Source organism: Oricola indica (assembly GCF_965227485.1).
Taxonomy (GTDB): domain Bacteria; phylum Pseudomonadota; class Alphaproteobacteria; order Rhizobiales; family Rhizobiaceae; genus Oricola; species Oricola indica.
The window spans coordinates 1,233,579-1,257,843 of the sequence record NZ_OZ245747.1; the positions used below are offsets into that span (position 1 = coordinate 1,233,579).

At 62.3% G+C, this 24,265-nt stretch carries 21 protein-coding genes; 11 read left to right on the forward strand and 10 right to left on the reverse strand.

Annotated elements, in window-relative coordinates; genetic code table 11:
* Positions 1-17: 17 nt before the first annotated feature.
* The 7 genes from modC to ACQK2M_RS06365 all read right to left on the reverse strand — a co-directional run bounded on the left by modC (position 18) and on the right by ACQK2M_RS06365 (position 6,501).
* The gene (gene modC, locus ACQK2M_RS06335) at positions 18-1,127 is read right to left on the reverse strand and encodes a molybdenum ABC transporter ATP-binding protein (RefSeq protein WP_425417103.1); all 1,110 of its coding nucleotides are present in this window, start codon (positions 1,125-1,127) and stop codon (positions 18-20) included.
* Positions 1,120-1,815, reverse strand: coding sequence for a molybdate ABC transporter permease subunit (gene modB, locus ACQK2M_RS06340; protein WP_425417104.1), 696 nt, complete (start codon positions 1,813-1,815; stop codon positions 1,120-1,122). Before modB ends, modC begins: the two co-directional genes overlap by 8 nt.
* 1 nt (position 1,816) lies before the next feature.
* Entirely contained in the window at positions 1,817-2,602 is a 786-nt protein-coding gene (gene modA / locus ACQK2M_RS06345; RefSeq protein ID WP_425417105.1) for a molybdate ABC transporter substrate-binding protein, read from the reverse strand.
* Positions 2,603-2,653: 51 nt separating this feature from the next.
* Complete coding sequence (locus ACQK2M_RS06350) at positions 2,654-3,034, reverse strand: winged helix-turn-helix domain-containing protein (protein WP_425417106.1); 381 nt, start codon at positions 3,032-3,034, stop codon at positions 2,654-2,656.
* Between the two features lie 83 nt (positions 3,035-3,117).
* On the reverse strand, positions 3,118-3,825 hold the full coding sequence (locus ACQK2M_RS06355) for a tellurite resistance TerB family protein (RefSeq protein ID WP_425417107.1): 708 nt from the start codon (positions 3,823-3,825) through the stop codon (positions 3,118-3,120).
* A 148-nt stretch (positions 3,826-3,973) separates the two neighbouring features.
* The gene (locus ACQK2M_RS06360) at positions 3,974-5,914 is read right to left on the reverse strand and encodes a TRAP transporter large permease (RefSeq protein ID WP_425417108.1); all 1,941 of its coding nucleotides are present in this window, start codon (positions 5,912-5,914) and stop codon (positions 3,974-3,976) included.
* A complete protein-coding gene (locus ACQK2M_RS06365) occupies positions 5,911-6,501 on the reverse strand; it encodes a TRAP transporter small permease subunit (RefSeq protein WP_223478266.1) in 591 nt (196 codons plus the stop codon). The genes ACQK2M_RS06360 and ACQK2M_RS06365 overlap by 4 nt, the downstream gene beginning before the upstream one ends.
* Positions 6,502-6,965: 464 nt before the next feature.
* Here ACQK2M_RS06365 and ACQK2M_RS06370 point away from each other — a divergent pair, with 464 nt between their 5' ends.
* The 4 genes from ACQK2M_RS06370 to ACQK2M_RS06385 all read left to right on the forward strand — a co-directional run bounded on the left by ACQK2M_RS06370 (position 6,966) and on the right by ACQK2M_RS06385 (position 14,143).
* Entirely contained in the window at positions 6,966-10,424 is a 3,459-nt protein-coding gene (locus tag ACQK2M_RS06370; protein WP_425417109.1) for an indolepyruvate ferredoxin oxidoreductase family protein, read from the forward strand.
* Between the two features lie 133 nt (positions 10,425-10,557).
* Positions 10,558-12,894 (forward strand): putative bifunctional diguanylate cyclase/phosphodiesterase, encoded by a 2,337-nt coding sequence (locus tag ACQK2M_RS06375; protein WP_425417110.1) that lies wholly within the window; start codon positions 10,558-10,560, stop codon positions 12,892-12,894.
* A 188-nt stretch (positions 12,895-13,082) separates the two neighbouring features.
* Positions 13,083-13,829 (forward strand): N-acyl amino acid synthase FeeM domain-containing protein, encoded by a 747-nt coding sequence (locus tag ACQK2M_RS06380; protein WP_223478269.1) that lies wholly within the window; start codon positions 13,083-13,085, stop codon positions 13,827-13,829.
* An 89-nt stretch (positions 13,830-13,918) separates the two neighbouring features.
* On the forward strand, positions 13,919-14,143 hold the full coding sequence (locus ACQK2M_RS06385) for an aa3-type cytochrome c oxidase subunit IV (RefSeq protein ID WP_223478270.1): 225 nt from the start codon (positions 13,919-13,921) through the stop codon (positions 14,141-14,143).
* A 157-nt stretch (positions 14,144-14,300) separates the two neighbouring features.
* Here the strand turns inward: ACQK2M_RS06385 and ACQK2M_RS06390 are convergent, their stop codons facing one another.
* Positions 14,301-15,182: a tetratricopeptide repeat protein gene (locus ACQK2M_RS06390; protein WP_425417111.1), complete on the reverse strand. Its 882-nt coding sequence runs from the start codon at positions 15,180-15,182 to the stop codon at positions 14,301-14,303.
* Between the two features lie 110 nt (positions 15,183-15,292).
* On the reverse strand, positions 15,293-15,514 hold the full coding sequence (rpsU, locus tag ACQK2M_RS06395; RefSeq protein ID WP_223478272.1) for a 30S ribosomal protein S21: 222 nt from the start codon (positions 15,512-15,514) through the stop codon (positions 15,293-15,295).
* 491 nt (positions 15,515-16,005) lie between these two features.
* Here rpsU and ACQK2M_RS06400 point away from each other — a divergent pair, with 491 nt between their 5' ends.
* From ACQK2M_RS06400 to ACQK2M_RS06425, 6 genes are all read left to right on the forward strand, one after another.
* A complete protein-coding gene (locus ACQK2M_RS06400) occupies positions 16,006-17,259 on the forward strand; it encodes a sarcosine oxidase subunit beta (RefSeq protein ID WP_223478273.1) in 1,254 nt (417 codons plus the stop codon).
* A gap of 39 nt (positions 17,260-17,298) precedes the next feature.
* Positions 17,299-17,697 (forward strand): hypothetical protein, encoded by a 399-nt coding sequence (locus tag ACQK2M_RS06405; RefSeq protein ID WP_425417112.1) that lies wholly within the window; start codon positions 17,299-17,301, stop codon positions 17,695-17,697.
* 10 nt (positions 17,698-17,707) lie between these two features.
* Entirely contained in the window at positions 17,708-18,040 is a 333-nt protein-coding gene (locus ACQK2M_RS06410) for a sarcosine oxidase subunit delta (RefSeq protein ID WP_425417113.1), read from the forward strand.
* Positions 18,037-21,039, forward strand: coding sequence for a sarcosine oxidase subunit alpha (locus ACQK2M_RS06415; protein WP_425417114.1), 3,003 nt, complete (start codon positions 18,037-18,039; stop codon positions 21,037-21,039). Before ACQK2M_RS06410 ends, ACQK2M_RS06415 begins: the two co-directional genes overlap by 4 nt.
* Positions 21,032-21,577 carry a sarcosine oxidase subunit gamma gene (locus tag ACQK2M_RS06420; protein ID WP_425417115.1) on the forward strand — a complete coding sequence of 182 codons (546 nt, stop codon included), beginning with the start codon at positions 21,032-21,034 and terminating at the stop codon, positions 21,575-21,577. The genes ACQK2M_RS06415 and ACQK2M_RS06420 overlap by 8 nt, the downstream gene beginning before the upstream one ends.
* A gap of 88 nt (positions 21,578-21,665) precedes the next feature.
* Positions 21,666-22,214 (forward strand): hypothetical protein, encoded by a 549-nt coding sequence (locus tag ACQK2M_RS06425; RefSeq protein ID WP_425417117.1) that lies wholly within the window; start codon positions 21,666-21,668, stop codon positions 22,212-22,214.
* A gap of 21 nt (positions 22,215-22,235) precedes the next feature.
* Here ACQK2M_RS06425 and ACQK2M_RS06430 read toward each other — a convergent pair whose 3' ends face one another.
* Positions 22,236-22,703, reverse strand: a complete 468-nt coding sequence (locus tag ACQK2M_RS06430; protein ID WP_425417118.1) for a MaoC family dehydratase — start codon at positions 22,701-22,703, stop codon at positions 22,236-22,238.
* Positions 22,704-23,177: 474 nt separating this feature from the next.
* Here ACQK2M_RS06430 and ACQK2M_RS06435 point away from each other — a divergent pair, with 474 nt between their 5' ends.
* Positions 23,178-24,164 carry a phosphatidylglycerol lysyltransferase domain-containing protein gene (locus ACQK2M_RS06435; RefSeq protein WP_425417119.1) on the forward strand — a complete coding sequence of 329 codons (987 nt, stop codon included), beginning with the start codon at positions 23,178-23,180 and terminating at the stop codon, positions 24,162-24,164.
* The last annotated feature ends 101 nt before the right edge of the window (positions 24,165-24,265 follow it).

Sequence of the window (24,265 nt, forward strand, 5' to 3'; positions counted from 1 at the left end):
GGTACATTATGTACCGGTCAGTCGTGTTCCTGCACAAGTCGCCGATCGAACGAGATCGACTTGATCATCGCATAGACCGACATGCCGGGGCGCAGGCGCAGGTCGTCGACCGTCTTGCGGGTGATGCGGGATTTCAGCACCTGCAATCCGACCATGCCGCGTATCTCGGCAAAGGCGTCGTCGCCGGAAACGACTTCCTCGATGACCATGGGCAATTGGTTGCGTACCGAGATATCGGAACGCGGCGTCAGGGAAATCGCCACGTCTCGCGCGTGGACCCGCAGGCGCAATGCCGTTCCCGGTTGGGGCAAGTCCTCCTGGTCGGGCGGGCCGAGCAGGAACACGGTATAGCCTTCGAGGTCCACCTGCATCAGCCCGTACTCGGCCTCGTCGCGGCGGAAGATGCCGCGCAACAGGACGCTGGCCTGATGGCTGCCGAGATAGGCGCCGAGATCGGATCGCGCGAACAATGCCGCCGTGTCCCCGGACACCACCACCTGGCCTTGCGACATGATCACCAGCGTATCGGCGAGGCGGGCGATCTCGTCGATCTCGTGGCTGACATAGAGAATGGGAATTCGGGTGCGCGAGCGGATACGCTCCAGATAGGGCATGATGCGCTCGCGCCGGGCGAAGTCCAGCGAGGCAAGCGGTTCGTCCATCAACAGGATCTGCGGATCGGACATCAGCGCGCGGGCGATCGCGACCCGCTTGCGTTCGCCACCCGACAGGGTCGCCGGACGGCGGTCCAGAAGTTCTTCTATGCCAAGCAGCGCGATGATCCCGTCGAACTGCTCCTGCCCCGGCCGGGCATTGCCGCGTGCGCCGTAGGCGATGTTGCGGCGAACGGTCATGTGCGGGAAAAGACGATCGTCCTGGAACACGAACCCGACGCGGCGCTTGCGGGCGGCGACGCGGATACCTTTTTCCGTGTGCTCCACTACCCGGCCGCCAAATTCGACATGCGCCCGCTCGGGCCGCATGAGGCCGGCGACCGTGCGCAGCAATGTCGATTTGCCGGCGCCGGACTGGCCGAATATCGCGGTGATTCCCTGGCCGGCCCGGAAATCCGCCTCGAGCGCGAAGTCGCCCGCCTTCACCTCGATGTCGATGCGCAGGTCAGTCACGGCTCGACGCGCCTCCGGTGGCAAGACGCGACGATACCCATTCCGATGCGACGATGGCCCCGATGGCGAGCAGCACCGAAATACCGATCAGGCGCAGGGCCGCCATGTCGCCTGTCGGGCTTTGAAGGAAGGAATAGATCGCGAGCGACAGGGTCTGGGTCTGGCCCGGTATGTTGGAAACGAAGGTAATGGTCGCACCGAACTCACCGAGCGCCTTGGCGAAACCGAGAATGAAACCGGCAAGGATACCGGGCAGGGAGAGGGGGAGAACGACCGTGGCGAGAACGCGCAGACGTCCGGCTCCCAGCGTTGTGGCGGCCTCCTCCAGTCCCGGATCGATCGCTTCGAGGGACAGGCGGATCGGGCGGACAAGAAGGGGAAAAGCCATGACCGCTGCAGCCAGGGCAGCGCCGGTCCAGCGAAACGCGAATTCCAGACCCAGGACCTCGCGCGAAAGCCAGCCGAGCGGTCCGTTGGCGCCGAAGGATACAAGAAGAACGTAGCCGGTGACGACCGGCGGGAGCACGAGCGGCAGAGTGGTAATCGCCTGCAGCAGGCTTCGGCCGCGAAACCGCCAACGGGCAAGCGCCCAGGCGACGAAGAATGCCAGCGGCAGCGCCGCGGCCATGGCGGTGGCGGCGACCTTCAGCGAAAGCAGGATGATCTGAAGCTCGCCCCCCGTCAGCATGTCATCCCTGTCCGCCGTCACCGCCGGCGAGGAAGCCGTATTTCGCAAGCACCTCCTGCCCGGGTTTGCCGTTCAGACGATCGAGGAAGGCTTTGCCGAGATTGCCACCGCCAGACAAGAGCACCGCTTCATAGGCGATCTCGGGGTGGCTCGCGGGATCGAAGTGATAGGCGATCTTGAGGTCCGGTTCCATTCGGGCATCGGTCGAGTAGACGATTGCAGCGCCGACATCACCGCGCGCGGCCATGGCGAGCGCGACGCGGACATTCTCCGTGTAAGCCGCGTTCGACGAGACGTCGGCCCAGATCCCGAGCGACTCGAGAGCCGCCTTTCCGTAGATGCCGGCGGGCACATGGCCGGGGTCGGCCATGGCGAAGCGGGACGAGAGCAAATCCGCGATGTCGGCGCTTTCCGTGGAATTCGAAACGGCGACGAGGCCGTTGCGGGCGATGATTGCGGGTTCGCCCGCGATCCTCTCGGGCGCGTTTTCCGCAAGCCACGTTACCCAGTCGCGGTTCGCGGAGATGTACAGGCCGGCCGGTGCGCCTTCGGCGATTTGGCGGGCCAGCGTCGAGGAACCGGCGACCGAGACGGTGATCGCGCATCCCGTGTCGGCCTGGAAGGCTTCCGTGAACTCGTTGACCGCGTCGGTCATCGACGCGGCTGCGAAGACGATGAACGGAGCATCGCCGCAATCGATATCGGCAGCGTTCGCCGGCGCGGCGGCCAGTGTCATCAGGGTGAGCAGGCAAGCTGCGCCGAGGCGCAATCGGAACAAGGCGTTCAAGATGAATTTCTCCGAAATGTTTTCAGAAACATATCGGGATTCGCTATGCTGTCAATCGCGTTGTTCATCGGACCTTGGCACCGTCGACAGCATGGATTTGAGTGTCTCGACTTCCGGCGCGACGGCCTCTTCCGCGGCTTTGGTCATTCGGCGATAGGCTGCAAGCACGGCATCGCCGGTCGCGGTCAGTGTCGCGCCGCCACGCGCGCTTCCGCCGCGCGCGGTTTCGACGACCGGTTCGCGGAAAGCGCTGTTCATCGCTTCGACCAGCGACCAGGCACGCTTGTAGCTCATCTGCATGGCACGGCCGGCGGCGGCGATGGAGCCGGTTTCGCGAATGCCCTCGAGCAGGTCAGCCTTTCCGGGGCCGATGGCGATTTCGGCGTCAAGCGCGATGCGCAGATGCAGCGGTCGGCCTGGCGTGTTTGGCATGTCTGGATTGCCTCCGTCCGCGCCGTTCGGCGGCGCGGCGCCAGACTAGCATCGCGGGCCGCCGTAACAGAAGCGGAAACGGGTCAGGCGGTCGCGCCCTCGATGGTCGCCTCGACATGGTCGATCAATGCGTCGGGAAGACCGAGGCGTCCGGCAAGCAGGTCGAGATAGCCGCGCTCTGCGCGGCTGTCCGGGCGGATCGTCAGGCGCGACGCGGTGTAGAGTTCCACCTTCTGGGCGTCGGTTTTCGCGGCGGCGAGAATGGTATCGAGGTCGAGCGGGCTGGAGAGTTCGCGATTGATGAATTCGGCGGCGTCGTGATCGAGGCCCGACATGGCGAGGCGACCGGCGATCTGTTCGCGTTCGTCATCGTCGATATGGCCGTCCGCGCGCGCGGCGGCGATCATGGCACGAATGAGCGCGAGCGCGAATTCGTCCTCGCCCTGCGGCGCGATGGCGGGATCGAAGGCCGTCTCGGAGGGCGGGGGCAGGAGAACTTCTCCTTCAGCGACGTCTTGCCGGCCCTGATCGGGGCTCTTGCCGTCCTGGTAGTTCTGGTAGGCCTTGTAGGCGAGCCCCGCGACCGCGGCCAGACCGCCGAGCTTGAGCGCCGACCCGGTGATCGAGCGGCCGGTGGAGGTTCCGAGCAGGACGGCGGCGATCGCACCGGTCGCAAGCGGATTGTCCTTTGCGAGCTGGCCTGCCTGTCCGGCCTTTTCGCGAACGGAGGAATCGGTGCCGGGAACCCGGCTTTCCAAGAGATCGGTCAGAAGTTTCTTTGCGTCGAACATCGGGTGCTCCTCATGCCAGCGTCGCGCTCCGATCGCCTGTGTATCGGGCCTCGCTCCACTTGGTGTCGGCGGTTGGCAAATACAACTGCGCGATGATGGCATTGAGCGCCTCCGCGCGCTGCGCGGAGGCGCCGAAAACGGTAGACGCCTACTGTGTCGAGGATCCGTCCGTCCCTGCGGGGGCAGTGTCGATCGCAGGCGGCGATCCGTCGAGGTTAAGTCCGCCCGGCAGGCCCGGGAGGCCCGTTGACGGCGCCGGATTGCCGGATTGGCCGCCAAGTCCGGGCGGAGGCCCGGACAGTCCCATCGACGGCGCGTTCCCGCCGGACTGATCGCCGAGGCCCGAGGGTGGGGCGCCGTCGAGATTGAGCCCGCCGGGCAGTCCCGGGAGGCCGCCGGAAGGCTGTCCGTTGCCATTCTGGCCCGGCAATCCGGGCAGGCTGGGCAGTCCGCTCGGCGCCTGTGGCGCTCCCATGCCGGGCAACTGGATCTGGACGTCGTCGAGATTCACCGGCGCGACGTCATCCTTGTAGTGGGTAACGAGGCGCGGATAGAAGATCACGATCAGGATGGCGATGAACTGGATCACGATATAGGGCAGCACGCCCTTGTAGATCTGCGTCGTCTTCACGCCCTCGACCTTATGGCCCGTCACCTCGTCCTTCCACGGCCGTGTCGGGGCGATGGAGCGCAGATAGAACAGCGCGAAGCCGAAGGGTGGCGTCAGGAACGACGTCTGAAGGTTGATGCCGAGAATGATGCCGAGCCAGATCAGGTCGATGCCGAGCGCCTCGGCCGGACCGACCAGAAGCGGCACGACGATGAAGGCGATCTCGAAGAAATCGAGGAAACAGCCGAGAATGAAGACGATGATCGTCACGAAAACCAGGAACCCGTGTTCACCGCCCGGCAGCGCGAGCAGCAGTTCCTCGATCCAGAGATGGCCGTTGATGCCGTAGAAGGTCAGGCCGAAGACGCGGGCGCCAATCAGGATGAACATCACGAAAGATGTCAGCTTGGTGGTCGAATCGAGCGCTTCCTTCAGCGTCTTGAAGCTGAGACGGCGCTTGATGACGGAGAGAACGAGCGCGCCGGTCGCGCCCATCGCGCCGCCTTCGGTCGGTGTCGCGATTCCTAGGAAGATCGTGCCAAGCACCAGGAAGATCAGCGCCAGCGGTGGAATCAGCACGATGATCACCTGCTCGGCGAGGCGGGATATGATGCCGAGCTTCATGTAGCGGTTGATCAGGCTGAAACCCAAAGCCGCCGCCGTCGCGATCGTCGCCGACCAGACGAAGCGGGTTTCGTACCGCAGTCCGTCGAAGACAAAGTTATAGAGCAGATAGTGGATGCCGACCGTCACCGCGATCATGACCAGCAGCGATGTGACGCCGCCGCCGAGTGTCCTGAATTCCACCGGAAGCGCTGGCGCGGTTTTCGGCCGGACCAGCGTGACGAAAAAGATGTAGGCGCAATACATGGCGATGATCATGATCGCGGGCAGCAGCGCGCCGACATACATGTCGCCGACAGACCGGCCGAGCTGGTCGGACATGACGATCAGCACCAGCGATGGCGGCACGATTTGCGCCAGTGTGCCCGATGCGGCGATGGTGCCGGTGGCAAGCGACCGGTCGTAACCGTAACGCATCATGATCGGCAGAGAGATCAGGCCCATGGCGATGACGGAGGCCGCGACGACACCGGTGGTCGCGCCGAGCAGGGCGCCGACGATAATCACCGCATAGGCGAGGCCGCCGCGCACCGGACCGAACAACTGCCCGATCGTGTCGAGCAGATCCTCGGCCATGCGCGATCGCTCGAGAATGAGCCCCATGAAGGTAAAGAAGGGGATCGCCAGCAACGTGTCGTTGCGCATGACGTCGAATATGCGGTTCGCGTTGGCCTGCAGCAGGTTCGGGAACAGGCGAATCTGGTCCGGCGCGAAGACCGAGAGTTCGACACCGAGAAAGAAGAATATCAGGCCGCCGGCGGCGAGCGTGAAGGCGACGGGGTAGCCGAGCAGAAGAAGCGCCATCACGGAGGTGAACATGATCGGCGCGAGATTGTGAGCGATGATCTCGATCATACCTTCCTCCTTTCATCCAGATCGGCGGCGGATTCGAGCTCCTCGACCGTCGGCGGCAGGTCATGTTTCTCGTTAGGCTCGTCGATCAGCCCCTGGATCACGGCGATGCGCTTGATGATTTCCGAGAAAGCCTGTGCGGTCAGCAGTGCGAAACCGAAGAAGACCATGGATTTGGCGGGCCAGAGCACGAGGCCGCCGGCATTCACCGAGACTTCGCCCGAGGCCATGGATTTCAGCATGAACGGCCAGCCCAGCCAGATCATGATCAGGCAGAAGGGCAAGAGGAAGAAGATGTGGCCGAGCAGGTCGATCCAGTCGCGAACCTTCTTGGAGAAGTTCGACATCACGATGTCGATGCGCACATGCTCGTTGCGCTGCAACGTGTAGGCGGCGGCGAGCATGAACACCGTGCCGTACAGATACCATTGCAGTTCGAGCCAGGCGTTCGACGACGTGTCGAACACCTTGCGGATCGTGGCATTGCCCGCGCTCACGAGCACGGCAACGAGGATCAGCCATGATACCGACCGGCCGATAAAGCCGGTCACCGCGTCGATGGCGCGCGACAGTTTCAACAGTGGAGCCATCTTTCTCCCCGGAAGCGGCCCGGCGGGCATGTTGCACCGCCAATTTTCGCAGTTGTTGTGCACGACTTTCCCGGCACATACAATCGCCGGGAGGTCGAAGCGGAACGGCGATTGCTAGCATTCGCGGCTGCAATCCTCAATTCGGTGGTCAGTTTTCCTTACCAGCAATTGGTATGACGTGCGGCTTCCGGCTGGTGGCCGGAAACCATGTCGTTTCACAGCCGAAGCCCGTATTCACGGATCGGATACGGGGTCGTTGGGATCGTCGTCTGGAGCCAGGACGCCCAGGCCGTTATTCGCCTTGTTGCGTGCCCCAGTGTTCCGGGGACCGATTGTTTCGCGCGAACCGTCTGAAATCAAACGATCTTTCGCTTCCGCATCGCACAACCGAAATGATTTGACGAGCGTCCTGCAACACCCAACACTGTCGCCATGACGGACCCCCTTCCGCAGCGGAGATAGGCATGGATCTCAAACCGGTCACGCTCGGCGACAAGTATGACCTGTCTTGCGACCGGATATTCGTGACAGGCACTCAGGCGATCGTACGCATGCTGCTGATGCAGCGCGAACGCGATCGTCGCGCCGGTCTCGATACGGCCGGTTTCGTTTCCGGTTATCGCGGATCGCCGATCGGAGCGCTCGACCAGCAATTATGGGCCGCGGGCGGCATGCTGAAAGACGCCGGCATCGAATTCCAGCCGGGCCTGAACGAGGAACTGGCGGCAACGGCGTGCTGGGGCACCCAACAGGCCGAACTCGGCGGCAAGGGGCGCCATGACGGGGTCTTCGCGCTCTGGTACGGGAAGGGGCCGGGCGTCGATCGGACGGGCGACGTTTTTCGTCACGCCAACCTTGCCGGGTCATCGCCGCATGGCGGCGTGCTGGCTCTGATGGGTGACGACCACACGGCCGAATCCTCGACCAACGCACACCAGTCCGAATTCGCCTTCGTCGACACGCTGATCCCGATCTTCAATCCCGCCGGAGTGCAGGAGATCATCGATTACGGTCTTCATGCCTATGCGCTGAGCCGTTTCGCGGGGACGTGGGCGGCGATGAAATGCGTCAAGGACAACATCGAGTCGACGGCGTCGGTCGAAGCCGGGCTGGACCGCATCCAGCCGCAGATCCCGAATTTCGAAATGCCGCCGGGCGGGCTCAACATCCGCCCGCTCGAACTCGATTTCATCGGCCAGGAAGAGCGCCTTCATCGCTACAAGCGCGAGGCGGCAGTCGCCTACAATCGCGCCAACAAGATCGACCATGTCGTCTGGCAGGGCGGGCGCAATCCGAAGCTCGGGCTGGTTGCCGCCGGCAAGAACTATCTCGACCTGCGCGAGGCGCTTGCCGATCTCGGTATCGATGAAGTGGCCGCCGCCAATCTCGGGATAAGGCTGTACAAGGTCGGCATGCCGTGGCCACTCGATCCGGACGATTTGAAGCGGTTCGCCAATGGCCTGCAAACGATCCTCGTGGTGGAAGAAAAGCGCGGCCTGATCGAAGTGCAGATCAAGGAGGAGCTCTATGCGCTCGCCAAGCGGCCATTGGTCGTCGGCAAGCGCGACGAGGACAATGCGGAGCTCTTCCCCGTGATGGGCGCGCTCGATCCCAACGATATCGCGGTCGCGGTCGGCGAGCGGGTGCTGTCGGTCTGCGGTCCGAACGAGGAGGTCGCCGCGCGCGTCCGTCATATCCGGTCGCTGCAAAGCGCTTTCGCCGATACGCGGGATGTCGCGGCGCGCATGCCGACATTCTGCCCGGGATGTCCCCACAACACGTCGACGCGTGTGCCGGAGGGCGCGCGCGCCTCGGCCGGGATCGGCTGCCACTTCATGGCGCTCTGGATGGAGCGCGACACGGAAGGCTTTACCCAGATGGGCGGCGAGGGCGCCAACTGGGTCGGTGAGGCGCAGTTTTCCAAACGCGACCACATTTTCCAGAATATCGGCGACGGCACCTATAATCACTCCGGGTCGCTGGCGATCCGTTTCGCGCTCTCCTCGAAGGCGAACATCACCTACAAGATCCTTTTCAACGACGCCGTGGCGATGACTGGCGGCCAGCATGTGGAAGGTGACCTCACCGTCGACGAAATCGCGCGGCAGGTTCGCGCAGAGGGCGTCAAGCGCATCGCCGTCGTGAGCGACGAGCCGGAGAAATATGCCGGGCATGCTGAGTTTCCCGGCGGAACGTCGATCCATCACCGTTCGGAACTCGATACCGTGCAGCGCGAGTTGCAGACCGTGCCGGGCGTCTCGGTGCTGATCTACGACCAGACCTGCGCCGCGGAGAAACGCCGTCGGCGCAAGCGCGGCACGTTTCCCGATCCGGACAAACGCGTGCTGATCAACGAACTCGTCTGCGAGGGATGCGGCGATTGCGGGGTGCAGTCCAATTGCGTGGCGATCCAGCCGGTGGAGACGGAGTTCGGCCGCAAGCGCCGCATCGACCAGTCCGGCTGCAACAAGGATTTCTCCTGCCTGAACGGCTTTTGCCCGTCTTTTGTCACCGTGCATGGCGGCGAGCTGCGCAAGCCGGAACCGGTAAAGCAGAGTGCCGATCCCCTGGAAGGCGTGCCGGCTGCACCGGCATTTGTCTTCAACGATGCGCATCCGGAATGGTCGGCGATCATCAACGGGATCGGCGGAACGGGCGTGGTGACGATCGGCGCGATCCTCGGCATGGCGGCGCATCTCGAAGACAAGGGCGTCGGCATCATCGACATGGCGGGCCTTGCGCAAAAGGGCGGCGCGGTCTTTTCGCACATGCGCATCGCGCCGACTCCGGAAGCCGTTTCGACGATCCGCGTGTCGCCCGGCAAGGCCGATCTTGTCCTCGGCTGCGATATCGTCGTTACAGGCAACCGCAAGGTGCTTGGTGCCATCCGCAAGGGCGAGACCCGTGTCGTCGTCAACAAGGCGGAGGTCATGCCGGGCGATTTCGCGCGGCACAGGGAATATGAACTGCCGACCGGCCGACTGGTCACCGCGATCACCGAGGCGGCGGGGCAGGAGTGCGTCGATTTCGTCGATGCCGGGAAGGCGGCGGAGGCGCTGTTCGCCAATTCGATCGCCGCCAACATGTTCATGCTGGGTTACGCGGCACAAAAGGGCGCGCTGCCGGTGTCGTGCGACGCGATCGAACAGGCGGTCAGGCTGAATGGACAGGCCGCCGAGATGAATATTGCCGCTTTTCGCTGGGGTCGTCGCGCGGCGCACGACCCTGATGCGGTCACGCGGATTGTCGCGGAACGCGGACGCGGAGCGGGGCGCAAACGCGCGGATACGCTCGATGAGATCATATCGACGCGTGCCGGTTTTCTCGCCGTTTACCATAACAAGGCGTATTCCGACCGGTATCGCGCGCGCATCTCGGCCGTTTCCGACCGCGAGAAAGCCATTGCGGGGAAACCCGGTGCCCTAACGGAAACCGCCGCGCGGCAACTGTTCAAGCTGATGGCGATCAAGGATGAATTCGAGGTCGCGAGACTGTATTCCGGGCCTGAGTTCCGGCGTCAGCTGGAGGTTGAATTCCAGAACTGGCGCAAGCTTGAGTTCCATCTCGCTCCGCCGATTCTCGGTGAGCGCGATGCGCGCGGCGTGCCGAAGAAGAGAGTGTTCGGACCACGGATGATGACCATGTTCTCCATCCTGAGTCGTTTGAAATCGTTACGCTTTTCGCCGTTCAATATCTTCGCGCATCATCCGGAGAGGCGGCGTGATTTCGAGACGCTCGATATCTATGAACGCGACCTCGACCGTATCGCCGCGATGGCTGATCGTGACAATCTGTCCGAGGTCGCTGCCTTCGCGACATGGCCGGCGGACATCGCGGGATACGGTTATGTCCGCATGCGCAGCATCGACGAGGCGATGGCGCGTCGCGCCGAATTCAACCAGCCTCTCAAGGCCAAGATCTGAACCCTGCCGCCGCCGGGTGAGGCAATCAAGGCCGGCTTTTCGGGACCGGTCTCATTTCGAGACGCCTAAACGCTTCCTTAAGCGAGTACTGCTACGGTCCGCGCAAGATCAAAGGGGACGTGTCGAGGCGGAATTGAAGCAGACCACGTCAAAAGAAGTTACGGCCGAGGTGTACACGTCTTTCGTGGACACCTTCTTCGCGGATTCCCGCTCGATCGTGGTGGGTGCCGGGTTGCAGGTCGTCATTGTCGGTTCGGCATGGCTCGATACCGGCCACCCGGTCTATATCGTTCTGATCATCGCCATGCTGGCCACCGCCTTCCTGCGGTTGCGCCAGGCTGAAGCCTATCATCGCGACCGTGCGAACCGGCCACCCATGGATATCGACGCGCAGGTGCGCTGGGCCACCGTCTGGGAAAACCGGTACATGTGGCTCACGGGCGCGGCGACGACCCAGATCGGGCTCTATGCCTTCGCGGCGCTGCAGGTCGCCTCAAGCGAATATTCGATCATCTCGTCGATGATCATGGTCTTCGGAACGTTCCCGACGGTCGTCGGGCGAATCTACGGATCCGACCGTCTTGCCGCCGTTATCGTGGTCACGTTGATGGCGCCGACGGCGTTCGGCACGGTTCTGCGCGGCGATGCGGCGCATATCCTCATCGCGTTCCTGCTGATTCCCTATCTCCTGCTTGTTCGCACGCTGGTGCATGACGTACGCGCGGCGGTTCTCGACGCGATCCAGGGCCGCTGGAAAAACCAGGAAATCGCCGAGCGTTTCGACATCGCGCTCAATAACATGTCGCACGGATTGATCATGTTCGACGGGGATCTTCGCGTTCTGGTCGCCAACAAGACGGCGCGGACGCTGTTCGAAATCCCGGAGCATATCGATCTCGAAGGCCGGTATTTCGATGCCATTCTGCGCTACGGCCGTGCGCGCAAGGTCTTGTCCTCCCGTCAGGTCGAGAGATTGCGGCGTCAGTTGATGCCGATGATCCTGGAAGGCGGAGCCAACAAGCGCTTCGTGCTCAATGACGGGCGCCACGTCGAGTTCAAGTCCAATCCGCGCGCTTTTTCCGGGGCGGTTTTGACGTTCGAGGATATCACCGAACGCATCAACGCCGAAAAGCAGATGGTCAACATGGCGCGCTATGACGCCCTGACCGGACTGCCGAACCGTAGTTACTTCGCGACCCTCATCGCCGAGCGGCTGAAGCAGAAGGCGACGAACGGCGACTGCATGCTCGTCATGCTCGATGTGGACGATTTCAAGCACGTCAACGACACGCTCGGCCACTCGCAGGGCGACGCGCTGCTGCGCGCGGTGGCCAACAGGCTGAAGGATTTCCACCTCCGCGACATTCTGATCTCGCGCCAGGGCGGTGACGAGTTCATGATATTCATTCCCGATCGTCCGCGCGACGAGCCTCCGGGACAGATCGCCGAACTCCTGCGCTCTACCCTGACCGGCGTCTATACGCTGAGCGGCGAACAGGTGCATGTGACCGTGAGTGTCGGTCTCGCCGCATCCGATCGTACATCGTTCGACCTGACCCGAATGATGGTGAAGGCCGACCTCGCGCTCTACCGTTCCAAGGCGCAGGGCAAGGGCGTCTGGTCGGTGTTCGAGGAGTCGATGGACGCGGAGTACAAGCGTCGCCAGATGGTGAAGAACGAACTGGCGAAGGCGCTCGACAGTGACAGTCTTGCCGTGCGCTATCAGCCGATCGTCGATGCCAAGACCGGAAAGATCGTGGCGTGCGAGGCGCTGTCGCGCTGGAATCATCCCGAACTTGGCGATGTTTCGCCGGCCGAATATATCCCGCTGGCCGAGGAAATGGGCATGATCGGCAAGGTGAGCCGTTCGGTCCTGAACCGGGCGACGCTGGACTGCGCGACCTGGCCCGAGGAAGTGAACATCTCGGTCAACCTTTCGGCGATCGATTTCCGCCGGTCCCGCCTGCTCGACGAGATCGACCATGCGATCCGCCAGTCGGGCATCTCCCCGCGACGGCTCGAGATCGAAGTGACGGAATCCGCGGTGATCGCCAACGAAACGGAAATGCTGACTGTGCTTCGGCAAATTCGCGAGCGGGGCATCAAGGTGTCGCTCGACGACTTCGGAACCGGCTATTCATCGCTGAGCTACCTGCACAAGCTGCCGCTCGACAAGGTCAAGATCGACCGCTCCTTCGTCGAGGGGATCGAAAGCGGACAGACACCCATCGCACTGCTTCGCGGTGTCGCGAACCTTTGCCGCACGCTCGACCTTCAGGTCACGATCGAGGGCGTGTCGTCCGACGATCAGCTCAACCTCGTTCTCGCGACCGAGGGTGTGAGCCGCATCCAGGGCTTCGCCCTGGGGCCGGCATTGCCGTCGCAATCCATTCTTGAACTGGCGCGCCGCACGCTATTGCCCGTGTCGCCGGTGCGCCTTATGCCCAAGAAACCCGCCGCAGCCTCCTGACCGCGGACCGCGTAAGTCGCGGACAAACCCCCAGAAATTGCCCCCGAAAGACTGGTATCCGGTCTCGAAAGTTTATTTCAATTTTAACCATATTTCGAATTAAACATGGTTAACAGACACTTAACGAGATGTTGCTATTTACAACTTTAAGGATCGGCTTACCCTGTCCGTGCAGTTGGGGACAGGACATGAATGTATCGGTAGGACATATCGGAAAGCGTCATGGCGAAGACAGTCTGAACGACCGTATCTTCGACGTCATGGAGCATATCGAGTATCGGCGGATCGTTACGCCGGAGGACTTCGAGGAGATCGGCGACCTTCGGGCCAATGCGTTCGATGCGCGGGTCGTATACAGCAAGAAACTGGGAAATTCGGCGGTCGACGAGATGGATCGCGCGAAGAACGCCTATGTTTTCGGCATGTATTACGATGGCACACTCGTTTCGACGGTGCGCATGCATGTGGTGTCGCGCGAAAACCCGGACTCCTTTTCCGTTCGGATGTTTCCGAACACGATGAAGCCGCTGATCGAGCAGGGAATGAGCTTCATCGATCCGACGCGTTTTGCGATCGACGAGGAAGTTTCCCACGAAATCCCGGGTCTGCCGATCCTGACGCTGCGGATCCCATTCATGGCGACGGTGCACTTCAACGCGAATGCCTGCCTGGCGCTCGTCAAGGAAGCCCATGCGCCCTTCTATCGCCGCGTGTTCCGGTCGACGCAGCTTGCGGGTCCGGCGAAGTTCGATGAATTCGCGGTCCCGCTCGTTCTGTTCGCAGGGGCTCGGCAGTACGAAAAGGACATCTGCCGGCGCTACCCGATGTTCAATTCGACTGCCGCGGAACGCCGCATGATGTTCGACAAGAAGGTCAATGCGGTTCCGCCGCTGACAATCCTGCCGACAGCGAAATATGTCGCGAAAGCGGCGTGATGCCGCAATAGGTCCAACAGGGCATTGAAGTCGCGATAGGTTTTCGGTAATCGCAATCCATTGTGAATTTGCCGAGCGGAGCGAAAGCCATGGCCGACAACCATCCCTCTGGTCCTGCCGAAACCGGGGCCGAAATGGACTACGCAGAACACGAGCGCACCTTTGCCATGTTCATCAACATGAGCAAATGGATCGTGATCTTCTGCGTCGCCCTGCTGATCGCCATGGCCTTCGGGTTTTTCGCCGGTGGCGGCCTCTTCGGCGGAACCGTCGTTTTCATCGTTCTGATGATCATCGGCTATTTTCTTTCCTGACCGACCGTCGCCCTCGACGCAGGAACAGGATCGTCATCTTCTCGCCTCCGGCTTTGCCGGGGGCGAAGTCGTATGCGGACGGACGTTCGTGCCGACGAACGCAGTCATGTAATCGGAGAGACGTGATCGCTTGAGGGCGATGGGGCCGACCGGCCGGTTAGCCTCCGACGCGGGCGAGACCGTTGCGCGCCGGCTCGTACTGGCCGTCGAGTTGCAGTGCGCGCTTGTAGGATTTCTGCGCCTTGGCCATGTCGCCCTGCTTCTCGTAGACCAGCGCCTGGTTGGCCCAGCTCTCGGCAAGGCGGTCGTCCAGGCGAAGCGCGTAGTTGAAATCGTCGAAGGCGTTGTCGAGTTGGCCCAGCGCCACATAGGACAGGCCGCGCCCATTATAGGGTTCCGGTGAACTCGGTTGCAGCGATATGGCCGTCGAGAAGTCGTCGATCGCAAAATCGTGCTGGCCACGGGTCTGGTAGATCAGGCCGCGGCGGTGGTAGGCGCGCGGGTCCGTGGTGTCGAGCTGGATCGCCTTCTGAAAATCGTTGAAGGCCTCCGAGACGCGGCCGGCGCGGCGATAGAGTTCGCCGCGTCCGATATAGGCCGTATCGTAGCGCGGATTGATCCGGATGGCGGCATTGTAGTCTTCGGCCGCGCGGCCGAGATCGCCGGTGAAGCGATGGATGAGGGCGCGGTTCGCATAGGCTTCGAAGAAGCGCGGATTGAGTTCTATCGCGCGGTCGAAGTCGCGCAGCGCTTCCTGATAGCGCCCGGCGCGTCCGAATGCCGAACCGCGTACATTGTAGCCGCTCGGGTCATTGGGATTGGCGCGAATCACATTGGTCAGCGACGAGATATTTTCCTGGCTGCCCTGTTCGGCTTCGATGTTCGAGGCGAACTGGGTATCGACGCCGCTGGTCTCGCAGCCTGTCAGCGCGAGCGTCAGTGTGAAAAGGGCAATGGCAAACGCGGGTCGCCGGCCTTCCGGCCGACCGGTTCCGTTTGCGAGATATGCGATCCGCTCCTCGCCTCCGGTCTTTGCCATATGCCTGTATCCCTCACCATCCGTCGCCGCCGATGAAAAAAGGCGGCGCGCTCGTTTTAAGCAACGCCACCTTTTCAAATTAAAAAGAGACGAAATCGCGACGTAACGCGTTATCGACCGCGTGCGCCAATCAAACCTTCGCGCTGAGCGCGCTTGCGGGCCAGCTTGCGCGTCCGGCGCACGGCTTCGGCCTTTTCGCGGGCGCGCTTCTCCGAGGGCTTTTCATAGTGCCCGCGCATCTTCATCTCGCGAAAAATGCCTTCGCGCTGCATTTTCTTCTTCAGCGCGCGGAGCGCCTGGTCAACATTGTTGTCGCGTACGAGAACTTGCACGTGGATCCCAACTTTCCAAAGGGGTTGATAGCTATGTCGGGATACAACAATCCCGTCCGCGACGCACCCGCCGCAGATTCCGGGCCGCCATTAGCAGAAGCGCCCGATGATGTCCAGAGTATTGCCGCTGTGGCGCGAAGTTTTACGAAGCGGAACAGGTCTCCGCCAGTTCACGGATTTGTGAAACCGGGGGAAAGTCCCTTTCTTTTCCCGCTCTATCAGAATCGGGTATGACCCTACGTAAGGGTAGCGTCTCCATGACGCGCCGTATGCGATTTCGCTCGGTGGCCGTTTCTCAGGAAAGGGTTGCCCGGAAGGCACGGGATACGCCCCATTCCCGTGCCTTCCATTTTTCAACGGGTCCTTTTCGTGCGCCATGGCGAGTCGCAAAAAGGGCAGAGTGTCGTCGTATCGGACGATATTGCTACATCCAGCGGCGCGGGGCCCGGGGCCGAAACGCCTTTCTGGACGACCTGACGGGGTGATTTGCGATGCGGAAATATTCCGGATTTGCCTTGGTGCGCGAAGCCATGCGCGCTCACAAGGGATGGGACCGGCAGTGGGCCTCGCCGGAACCCAAGCCCGAATATGACGTGATCATCATCGGTGCCGGCGGGCACGGTCTGGCGACCGCCTATTACCTCGCGAAAGAACATGGCATCACCAATGTCGCCGTACTGGAGAAGGGCTGGCTCGGCGGTGGAAACACCGGGCGAAACACCACGATCATCCGGTCGAACTACCTCTATGACGAATCCGCCGGGCTTTACGATCATGCGGTGAAGCTGTGGGAGAACCTCTCGCAGGATCTCAACTACAACGTCATGTACTCGCCGCGCGGCGTGATGATGCTGGCGCACAACGTGCACGATGTGCAGGTGTTCAAGCGGCATATCCATGCCAACCGGCTCAACGGTGTCGACAATGAATGGCTGACGCCGGAAGCGGCGAAGGAATATTGCCCGCCGCTCAACATTTCGTCGACGGCGCGTTACCCGGTCATGGGCGCGGCCCTGCAGCGCCGTGGCGGAACGGCGCGTCACGACGCGGTCGCCTGGGGCTATGCCCGGGCGGCTTCCGATCGTGGCGTGCATATCATCCAGAATTGCGAGGTCACCGGTGTCCGGCGTGGCGCGGACGGCGCGGTGACCGGGGTCGAGACCTCGCGCGGGTTCATCGGGGCGAAGAAGGTCGGGGTGGTCGCCGCCGGCAACACTTCGGTGATCATGCAGATGGCGGATGTGCGCATGCCGCTGGAGAGCTTCCCGCTGCAGGCGCTGGTCTCAGAGCCGGTCAAGCCTTGCTTTCCGTGCGTCGTGATGTCGAACACGGTGCATGCATACATCTCCCAGTCCGACAAGGGCGAACTGGTGATTGGTGCCGGCACCGACCAGTACACCTCCTATTCGCAGACCGGGGGCCTGCACATCATCCAGCATACGCTGGATGCGATCTGTGAAATGTTCCCGATGTTCACGCGTATGCGCATGCTGCGTTCCTGGGGCGGTATCGTGGATGTGACGCCCGACCGCTCGCCCATCATCGCCAAGACGCCGGTTTCCGGCCTCTACGTCAATTGCGGCTGGGGAACGGGCGGCTTCAAGGCGACACCGGGCTCCGGACATGTTTTCGCCCACACCATCGCCAACGATAACCCGCACCCGATAAATGCGGGCTACACGATGGAGCGGTTCAAAACCGGTCGCCTGATCGACGAAGCCGCGGCCGCGGCTGTGGCGCATTGATGACGGGCGGGTTGTTGACCATGTGGGGACGCCATGCTGATGGGGCTCATCATACGCCTCGCCATCGCGGCGATGCCGGCGCTTGCGCCTGCAGACACGCCGGAGCGGGCCTATTGCATCGGTTCGATCGAGGTCCTTCGGATCGTGCGGAGCGAAGAGCGCGTGTGGCCGTTTGCCGACGCGGTCGGGGTGCTGGTCTGCTACGACCGGTCTGGCAGGCCGCGTGTGACATACGCCCCGGAAGGAGTCTTCGGTGCACACGCGGTGATTTCGGACAACCCGTTGAGCCAGTTCATGATGCTGATGCGTCATCGAGACTACATCACTCAGGGCTTGTCGCCGGAAGACTTCGCGTCCGGAATGAACTGGTGGGGCCATGTCGGCAGACGGCTTTGCGAGCGCAAGCGCGCTGCCACCATTCGCCCCTGCTTCAAGTAAGGATAGCCGCATGCTTTTGATCCATTGCCCCTATTGCGGCGAGGAGCGGCCAGAGCTCGAGTTTCGCCATGCGGGCGAGGCGCATATCGCCCGGCCGGAGAACATCGCCGAGATTTCCGACGAGGAATTCGCGCATTATTTCTTCTATCGCGAAAACCCCAAGGGGGTGACGTTCGAGCGCTGGCGGCACATGCATGGATGCGGCCGTTTCTTCAACGCGGTGCGTGACAGCGTGTCGGACAAGTTCCTGACGACCTACAAGGCCGGCGAACCGAAGCCCGATATCGCCGAAGCGGCGAACGGGAACCAGATCAACACCAGCAAGGGACAAGGCGCGAAATGAGTGCCGCCGGAGCCAATCGCATTGCCGGAGCGGGCCGGCTGACGCCCGCAAATACCGTGCGCTTCACCTTCGACGGCAAGAGCTATACCGGCCTTCAGGGCGACACGCTCGCCTCGGCGCTTATCGCAAACGATGTGCATCTGGTTGGCCGGTCCTTCAAATATCACAGGCCGCGCGGCATCCTTTCGGCTGGCCCAGAAGAGCCCTCCGCGCTTGTCGGCGTGCGCAGGGACGCATCGCGCCATACGCCCAATATCCGTGCGACCGTGCAGGAGATTCATGACGGGCTCGATGCCGTCAGCCAGAACCGTTGGCCGTCGCTCACTTTCGATATCGGCGCGCTCAACGACATCGGGTCTCCGATGTTCTCGGCCGGCTTCTACTACAAGACGTTCATGTGGCCGAAAGTGGCCTGGAAACACATCTACGAGCCGGTGATCCGCAACGCGGCCGGGCTCGGCGTCGCGCCGAAGGAGGCCGATCCCGACACCTATGCTGCGCGCTATGTTCATTGCGATGTCCTCGTGATCGGCGGCGGCGTCGCCGGCCTGACGGCTGCGCTGTCAGCGGCGGAATCCGGCGCGCGCGTGATTCTGTGCGACGAGAATGCGCATCCCGGCGGAGCGCTGCGCTTCGAAGGCGAGGCGCGGCTTGACGGTATGGCGGGCCATGACTGGGCCGTGCAGGCCGCGGGCCGGCTTGCCGCGATGGACAATGTGCGCCTGCTGACGCGCACGACGGCTTTCGGCTATTACGCACAGAACTTCGTTGGACTTGTCGAGCGCGTGACGGACCATCTGCCCGCGCCGGAAGTGGACATGCCGCGCGAACGGTTGTGGCAGGTGCGTGCCGGCCAGGTGATCATCGCCGCCGGCGCGATCGAGCGGCATATGGTGTTTGCCAATAACGACCGGCCGGGCATCATGCTGGCGTCGGCTGCGCGCACCTATCTCAATCACTACGGTGTCGCTGTCGGCAGCAAGGTTGGCGTCTATACCGCGAATGACAGCGCCTATGGCGCGGCGTTCGATCTCAAGCGGGCCGGCGCGGACATCCCCGCCATCGTGGATATTCGCGACGAGCCTGATGCCGGCCTCGTCGAGGAAGCCGGCGTTCTCGGCATTCGGGTCCTGACCGGCCATGCGGTGACCGGGGCAGGCGGAAAGCTGCGCGTCGCCTCGATGTCGGTGGAACCGAAAAAGGGCGGCAGGACCGAGGTCATTCCCGTCGATGCGCTGATCATGAGCGCCGGCTGGACCCCGTCGGTGCACATGTTCTCCCAGTCGCGCGGCAAAGTCGCGTGGGACGAAGAGACCGGGCGTTTCCTGCCCGGGACCTACGCGCAAGATTGCGCAAGCATCGGCGCATGCAACGGCACGGACGGGCTCGAAGCCACGGTGAACGAGGCGCTCGCCGCGGGCGAGGCCGCCGCGAAGGCGGCTCATCCCAAGGCGAAGAAGCCGTCCGTCGCGATCAGTGTCGGCAGCGCGGGAAAATGGGCTGGCGGAATGGTCGGTGCCGGGCCGGGCGCCGAAGCGGGCAAGGTGGTCAAGGCATTCGTCGATTTCCAGAACGACGTGACCGCCAAGGATATCCGTCTGGCAGTGCAGGAAGGCATGCACTCCATCGAGCACGTCAAGCGGTTTACCACCAACGGCATGGCGACCGACCAGGGCAAGCTTTCGAACCTTCACGGGCTCGCCATCGCCGCGGAAGCGCTCGACAAGCCAATCCCGAAAGTCGGTCTGACGACATTCCGTCCGCCCTACACGCCGACCACCTTCGGCTCGATCGTCAACCATGCGCGCGGCAAGCTGTTCGATCCGGTGCGCCGCACGCCGATGCACGAGGCGGAAGAAGCGGCGGGCGCCGTGTTCGAGGATGTCGGCCAGTGGAAACGCGCCTGGTACTATCCGCGCGCCGGCGAGGACATGCATGCAGCGGTCAATCGCGAATGCCGGACGGTGCGCGAAGTCGCCGGCATGTTTGACGCATCGACGCTGGGCAAGATCGAGGTCGTGGGCCCCGACGCTGCCAAGTTCCTGAACATTCTCTACACGAACCCCTTCCTCAAGCTCGGCGTCGGGCGCTTGCGCTATGGCACCATGTGCCGCGAGGACGGCTTCATCTATGACGACGGCGTTGTCGGACGCCTCGCGGAAGACCGTTTCCACGTCACCACCACGACGGGCGGCGCTCCGCGCGTGCTCCATCACATGGAAGACTATCTCCAGACCGAATTCCCCGACCTGAAGGTCTGGCTGACCTCGACCTCCGAGCAGTGGGCTGTGATCGCAGTGCAGGGACCGAAGGCGCGCGAAATCGTGGAACCTTTCGTGGATGGGATCGACCTCTCGAACGAAACTTTCCCGCATATGAGCGTTGCCGAGGGAACCGTCTGCGGCGTGCCGGCGCGGGTGTTCCGCATGTCGTTTACCGGCGAGGCCGGCTACGAGATCAACGTGCCGGCCGATTACGGACGCATGGTCTGGGATGCGATTTACGAGCGCGGTGCGCCGATGGGGATGTGCCTTTACGGCACTGAGACCATGCATGTGCTGCGTGCCGAAAAGGGCTACATCATTGTCGGCCAGGACACCGACGGCACGGTGACGCCGCATGATGCCGGCCTTTCCTGGGCCATCGGCAAGAAGAAGACCGATTTCGTCGGCATTCGCGGGCTGAAGCGCTCGGACCTGGTCGCGGAAGGCCGCCGCCAACTGGTCGGACTCAAGGTCAAGGATGGCAAGACCGTGCTGGAGGAAGGCGCCCAGATCGTCGACGATCCGAAACAGGCGATCCCGATGAAGATGATCGGCTGGGTTTCATCGTCCTACTGGTCCGAGAATTGCGGCGCTCCGATCGCGATGGCGCTGGTCGAGAACGGCCATAATCGCATGGGTGAAACGCTTTACGTGCCGATGCCGGACGGTGTCATCGAGGTCGAGATTCGCGGCACGGTGTTTTTTGACGAAGAGGGAGGCCGGCTCCATGGCTGAGGCCCAGATCGCGCGTGAATTGCCGTTGGCAGGACGGGCTGCCGGCGGTGCGTCCGTCTCCATCGCGCCGGCGGAACCGGCGATGCGCGTTTCGCTGCGCGCGCCGCAGGATTCGATTTCTGCCGTGTCCAAGGGCCTTGGGATCGACTTGCCGACCCGGCCCAAGCAATCCGCGGTTGCCGGGGCGCGGTCCGTGCTCTGGCTTGGGCCGGACGAATGGCTGGTGATCGAGGAAGGCGACCGGGATCCAATGGCCGATCTCGCCCGCGCAACCGCGCTTCATTCGGCGGTGGACGTGTCGCACCGCAATACCGCTATCCTCGTGACCGGAACGCAGGCGTCCGATGTGCTGAATGCCGGCTGCCCGCAAGACCTGTCGCCCGAGGCATTTCCCGTCGGTGCATGTTCGCGCACGGTGATGGGCAAGATCGAGGTCGTCCTTTTCCGCACGGCGGAGGATGCGTTCCGGGTCGAGTGCTGGCGGTCGTTTTCCGATTATGCCTTCGAGTTTCTGCGAGACGCCGCGCGCGGACACTAGGAACTTCGATCGCGGTTTCCGTCCGGTCAACTTCGTCTTAAGCCGTTTGTGTTCGACTCCCTCCGGGGCCGACACACCGGGACGAGACATGCTCGACACGATAGCCGCCAAAATGGCGAAGGAAGCGGGCATCCGGCCCGTCGCGGATTTCGGTGAGGTTCATGCGGGTAAAGTCGGCCACACCGATTGCACCGTGCTTGCCGGTCTCGAATCCTGGAGCGGGTGCGAATTCATGCGCATCACCGTCGTGCATACGCGCGGCAGGACATCGCGACGGACGCGTGTCATCAAGTGGCCCTATGCAAAGGGCGATCCGCGCGCGCTCGGCCCGGTCTTGCGCGATCTCGATGCGTTTCTGGATGCCCCGACAACCGGTAATCTGACGGATGACCGCAGTGCGGTCGGCCGGTTTTTCGACCGGCTCACGCGGACGGACTATCTCGGCCGGTACGATTTCAGATCGCCGATCGACGAGCCCTACGAAAATTTCGTCTACGGCACGGTCGTCCGGTTCTGGGATCAGACCGAGGCGACGCTGACGGCGCGGCGGCCGGGACGCGGGGTCATCTTCGGACAGATGCCGCTCGCTGCGATCGGTGAAGTCGCGAAAGCGCTTCGCGCATATCAGCAGGGCTGACGATCGGCCGGAACTGCCGTGTCAGTCGCGCTCCAGAATGGACATGGTCATCCATGTCGCGGTCAGGGCAGGCTTGACGCTGTTCTCGATCTCGATCTTGACGTCATACGTGTTGAGAACACGACCCGACGGGCGAATGTCAGCTTTCGTCAGGATGAATATGGCACGGATGCGCGATCCCGTGCGCACCGGCGCCATGAAACGGATCTTCTCGAAACCGTAATTGATCCCCATCACCGATCCCACGAGGGTCGGCAGGGCCTCGAAGGCCAGGGTCGACAGCATGGACAATGTCAGGAAGCCATGCGCGATCGTGCCGCCATAGGGCGTTTCCTTCGCTGCGCGCTCGGGGTCCTGATGGATCCACTGATGGTCATCCGTCGCGTCCGCGAAACGGTCGATCATTTCCTGCGTGACGGCGCGCCATTCGGACCGGCCAATCTCGGTTCCGACTGCGCCGGGGATTTCATCGACTGTGATTGTCTTCATGTTGATTGCGAACGCGCTTTCCCTGCTGAGAGGCTCATGCCTTACGCATCGCAGGGTTGGCGATCAACCCCAAGACCTGTGGACAGGGCCAGCGCGATCCAATCCCTGATCGCGACATGGGGGCAAACGGTTGGTTGCCCCTGCCGAATCCGGTCTTCGAACGCGCTGAGAAGCCTCTGCCAAACCGGTGTCGCCAACCCGCTCGAGATCGGTCATAATCGTCCACGATTTATGTCGTGTTGGTTGCATTCTGTTTGAAACGGCAGGTTATTCCTCGATGTTTACCGATCTGAGTTTCCAGAATTACGAGGCGCCAGCAGTATTTTTGGTGACGCTGTCGGGCGGGCTTTGATGATCTGTCTGGTCGTGAAGAGATTGCGGTCGTCTTGTTGCCGGGAAATGCACTGGTTGCTTCCGGCACGGGTTCCCCGCGCTTTCGCTCCGCATTGCGAACGATCCTGAGCTCGCCGCGCGATGGAGACTATCCCGGAGGACATTCGCTACAGGTTGCTTGAACAGCATGGCGGATTCGCTCTCGCCTATTCGGTCGCATTCCAGCCGGAGCTTTCGCATTTCGGAGACGAGCGGGGTTTCCTGTCTTACTGCAAGGTCGGAAATACGGCGTTCGTGCTGGCTGATCCGATTGCCGACCGAGCCCGACATGAGGAACTGATAGACGCCTTTGTCGCCGCGCATCCGGATGCGGTTTTTTGCCAGGCATCCCTGAATACGGCGGAAATTCTTTCGCGGCGGTCCTTCTGGGTGAACCAGTTTGGGTGCGAGAATATCATCGATCTCGACACCTATTCCTTCGATGGTCCGAAACGGCGCAGTTTCCGGACTGCTTCAAACCGGTTTTCCGCCGGCGGATACCAGGTGCGGGAGATGTCGTTGAGCGACCTCGATCCAGCCGACGTGCGGGCAATCTCGGATCGCTGGCGACGCACGAAAGTGACAAAGCGCCGGGAGTTGCACTTTCTCGTTCGCCCCGTAGTGCTAGCCGACGAACCGGGCGTCAGAAAGTTCTTCCTTCTCAACCGCGATGGCGAGCCGGAAGGATTTGCCTTCTTCGATCCGGTTTTTGAGAAAGGACGGATAAAAGGCTATCTCTCGACGACACGGCGCTGGCTGCCGACGACGGATCCGCTTGCGTCCTATTTCATGGTTCGCACCGCGATCGAGACATTTCAGTCCGAGGGCGTCGCAACGCTGAACCTCGGTCTCTCGCCGTTTCACCACATCGAAGACAAGGTCTTTCAAAGGAACCGGTTGGCAAGGCGCGCCTTCAGGTTCATGTACCGCAATTCTCTCACAAACCGCTTCGTCTACCCGGTGCGAAACCTGGCGAAACACAAGGCGAGTTATGGCGGTGTCGAGAGCCAGACCTTCTATGCCTTCAACACCTTGTCGAGCATCCCCAGGCTGCTGAAACTGATCCGGGCCTGCCGGATCATCACTTAGGCTGCATAGATGGGCTTTCGCTGAAGGAGTTCGGCCTGTTGAAACAGCCGCAGAGCTACATGTCAGCGAATGAATCGGGTTCGCGATGGCGAACCGAATTG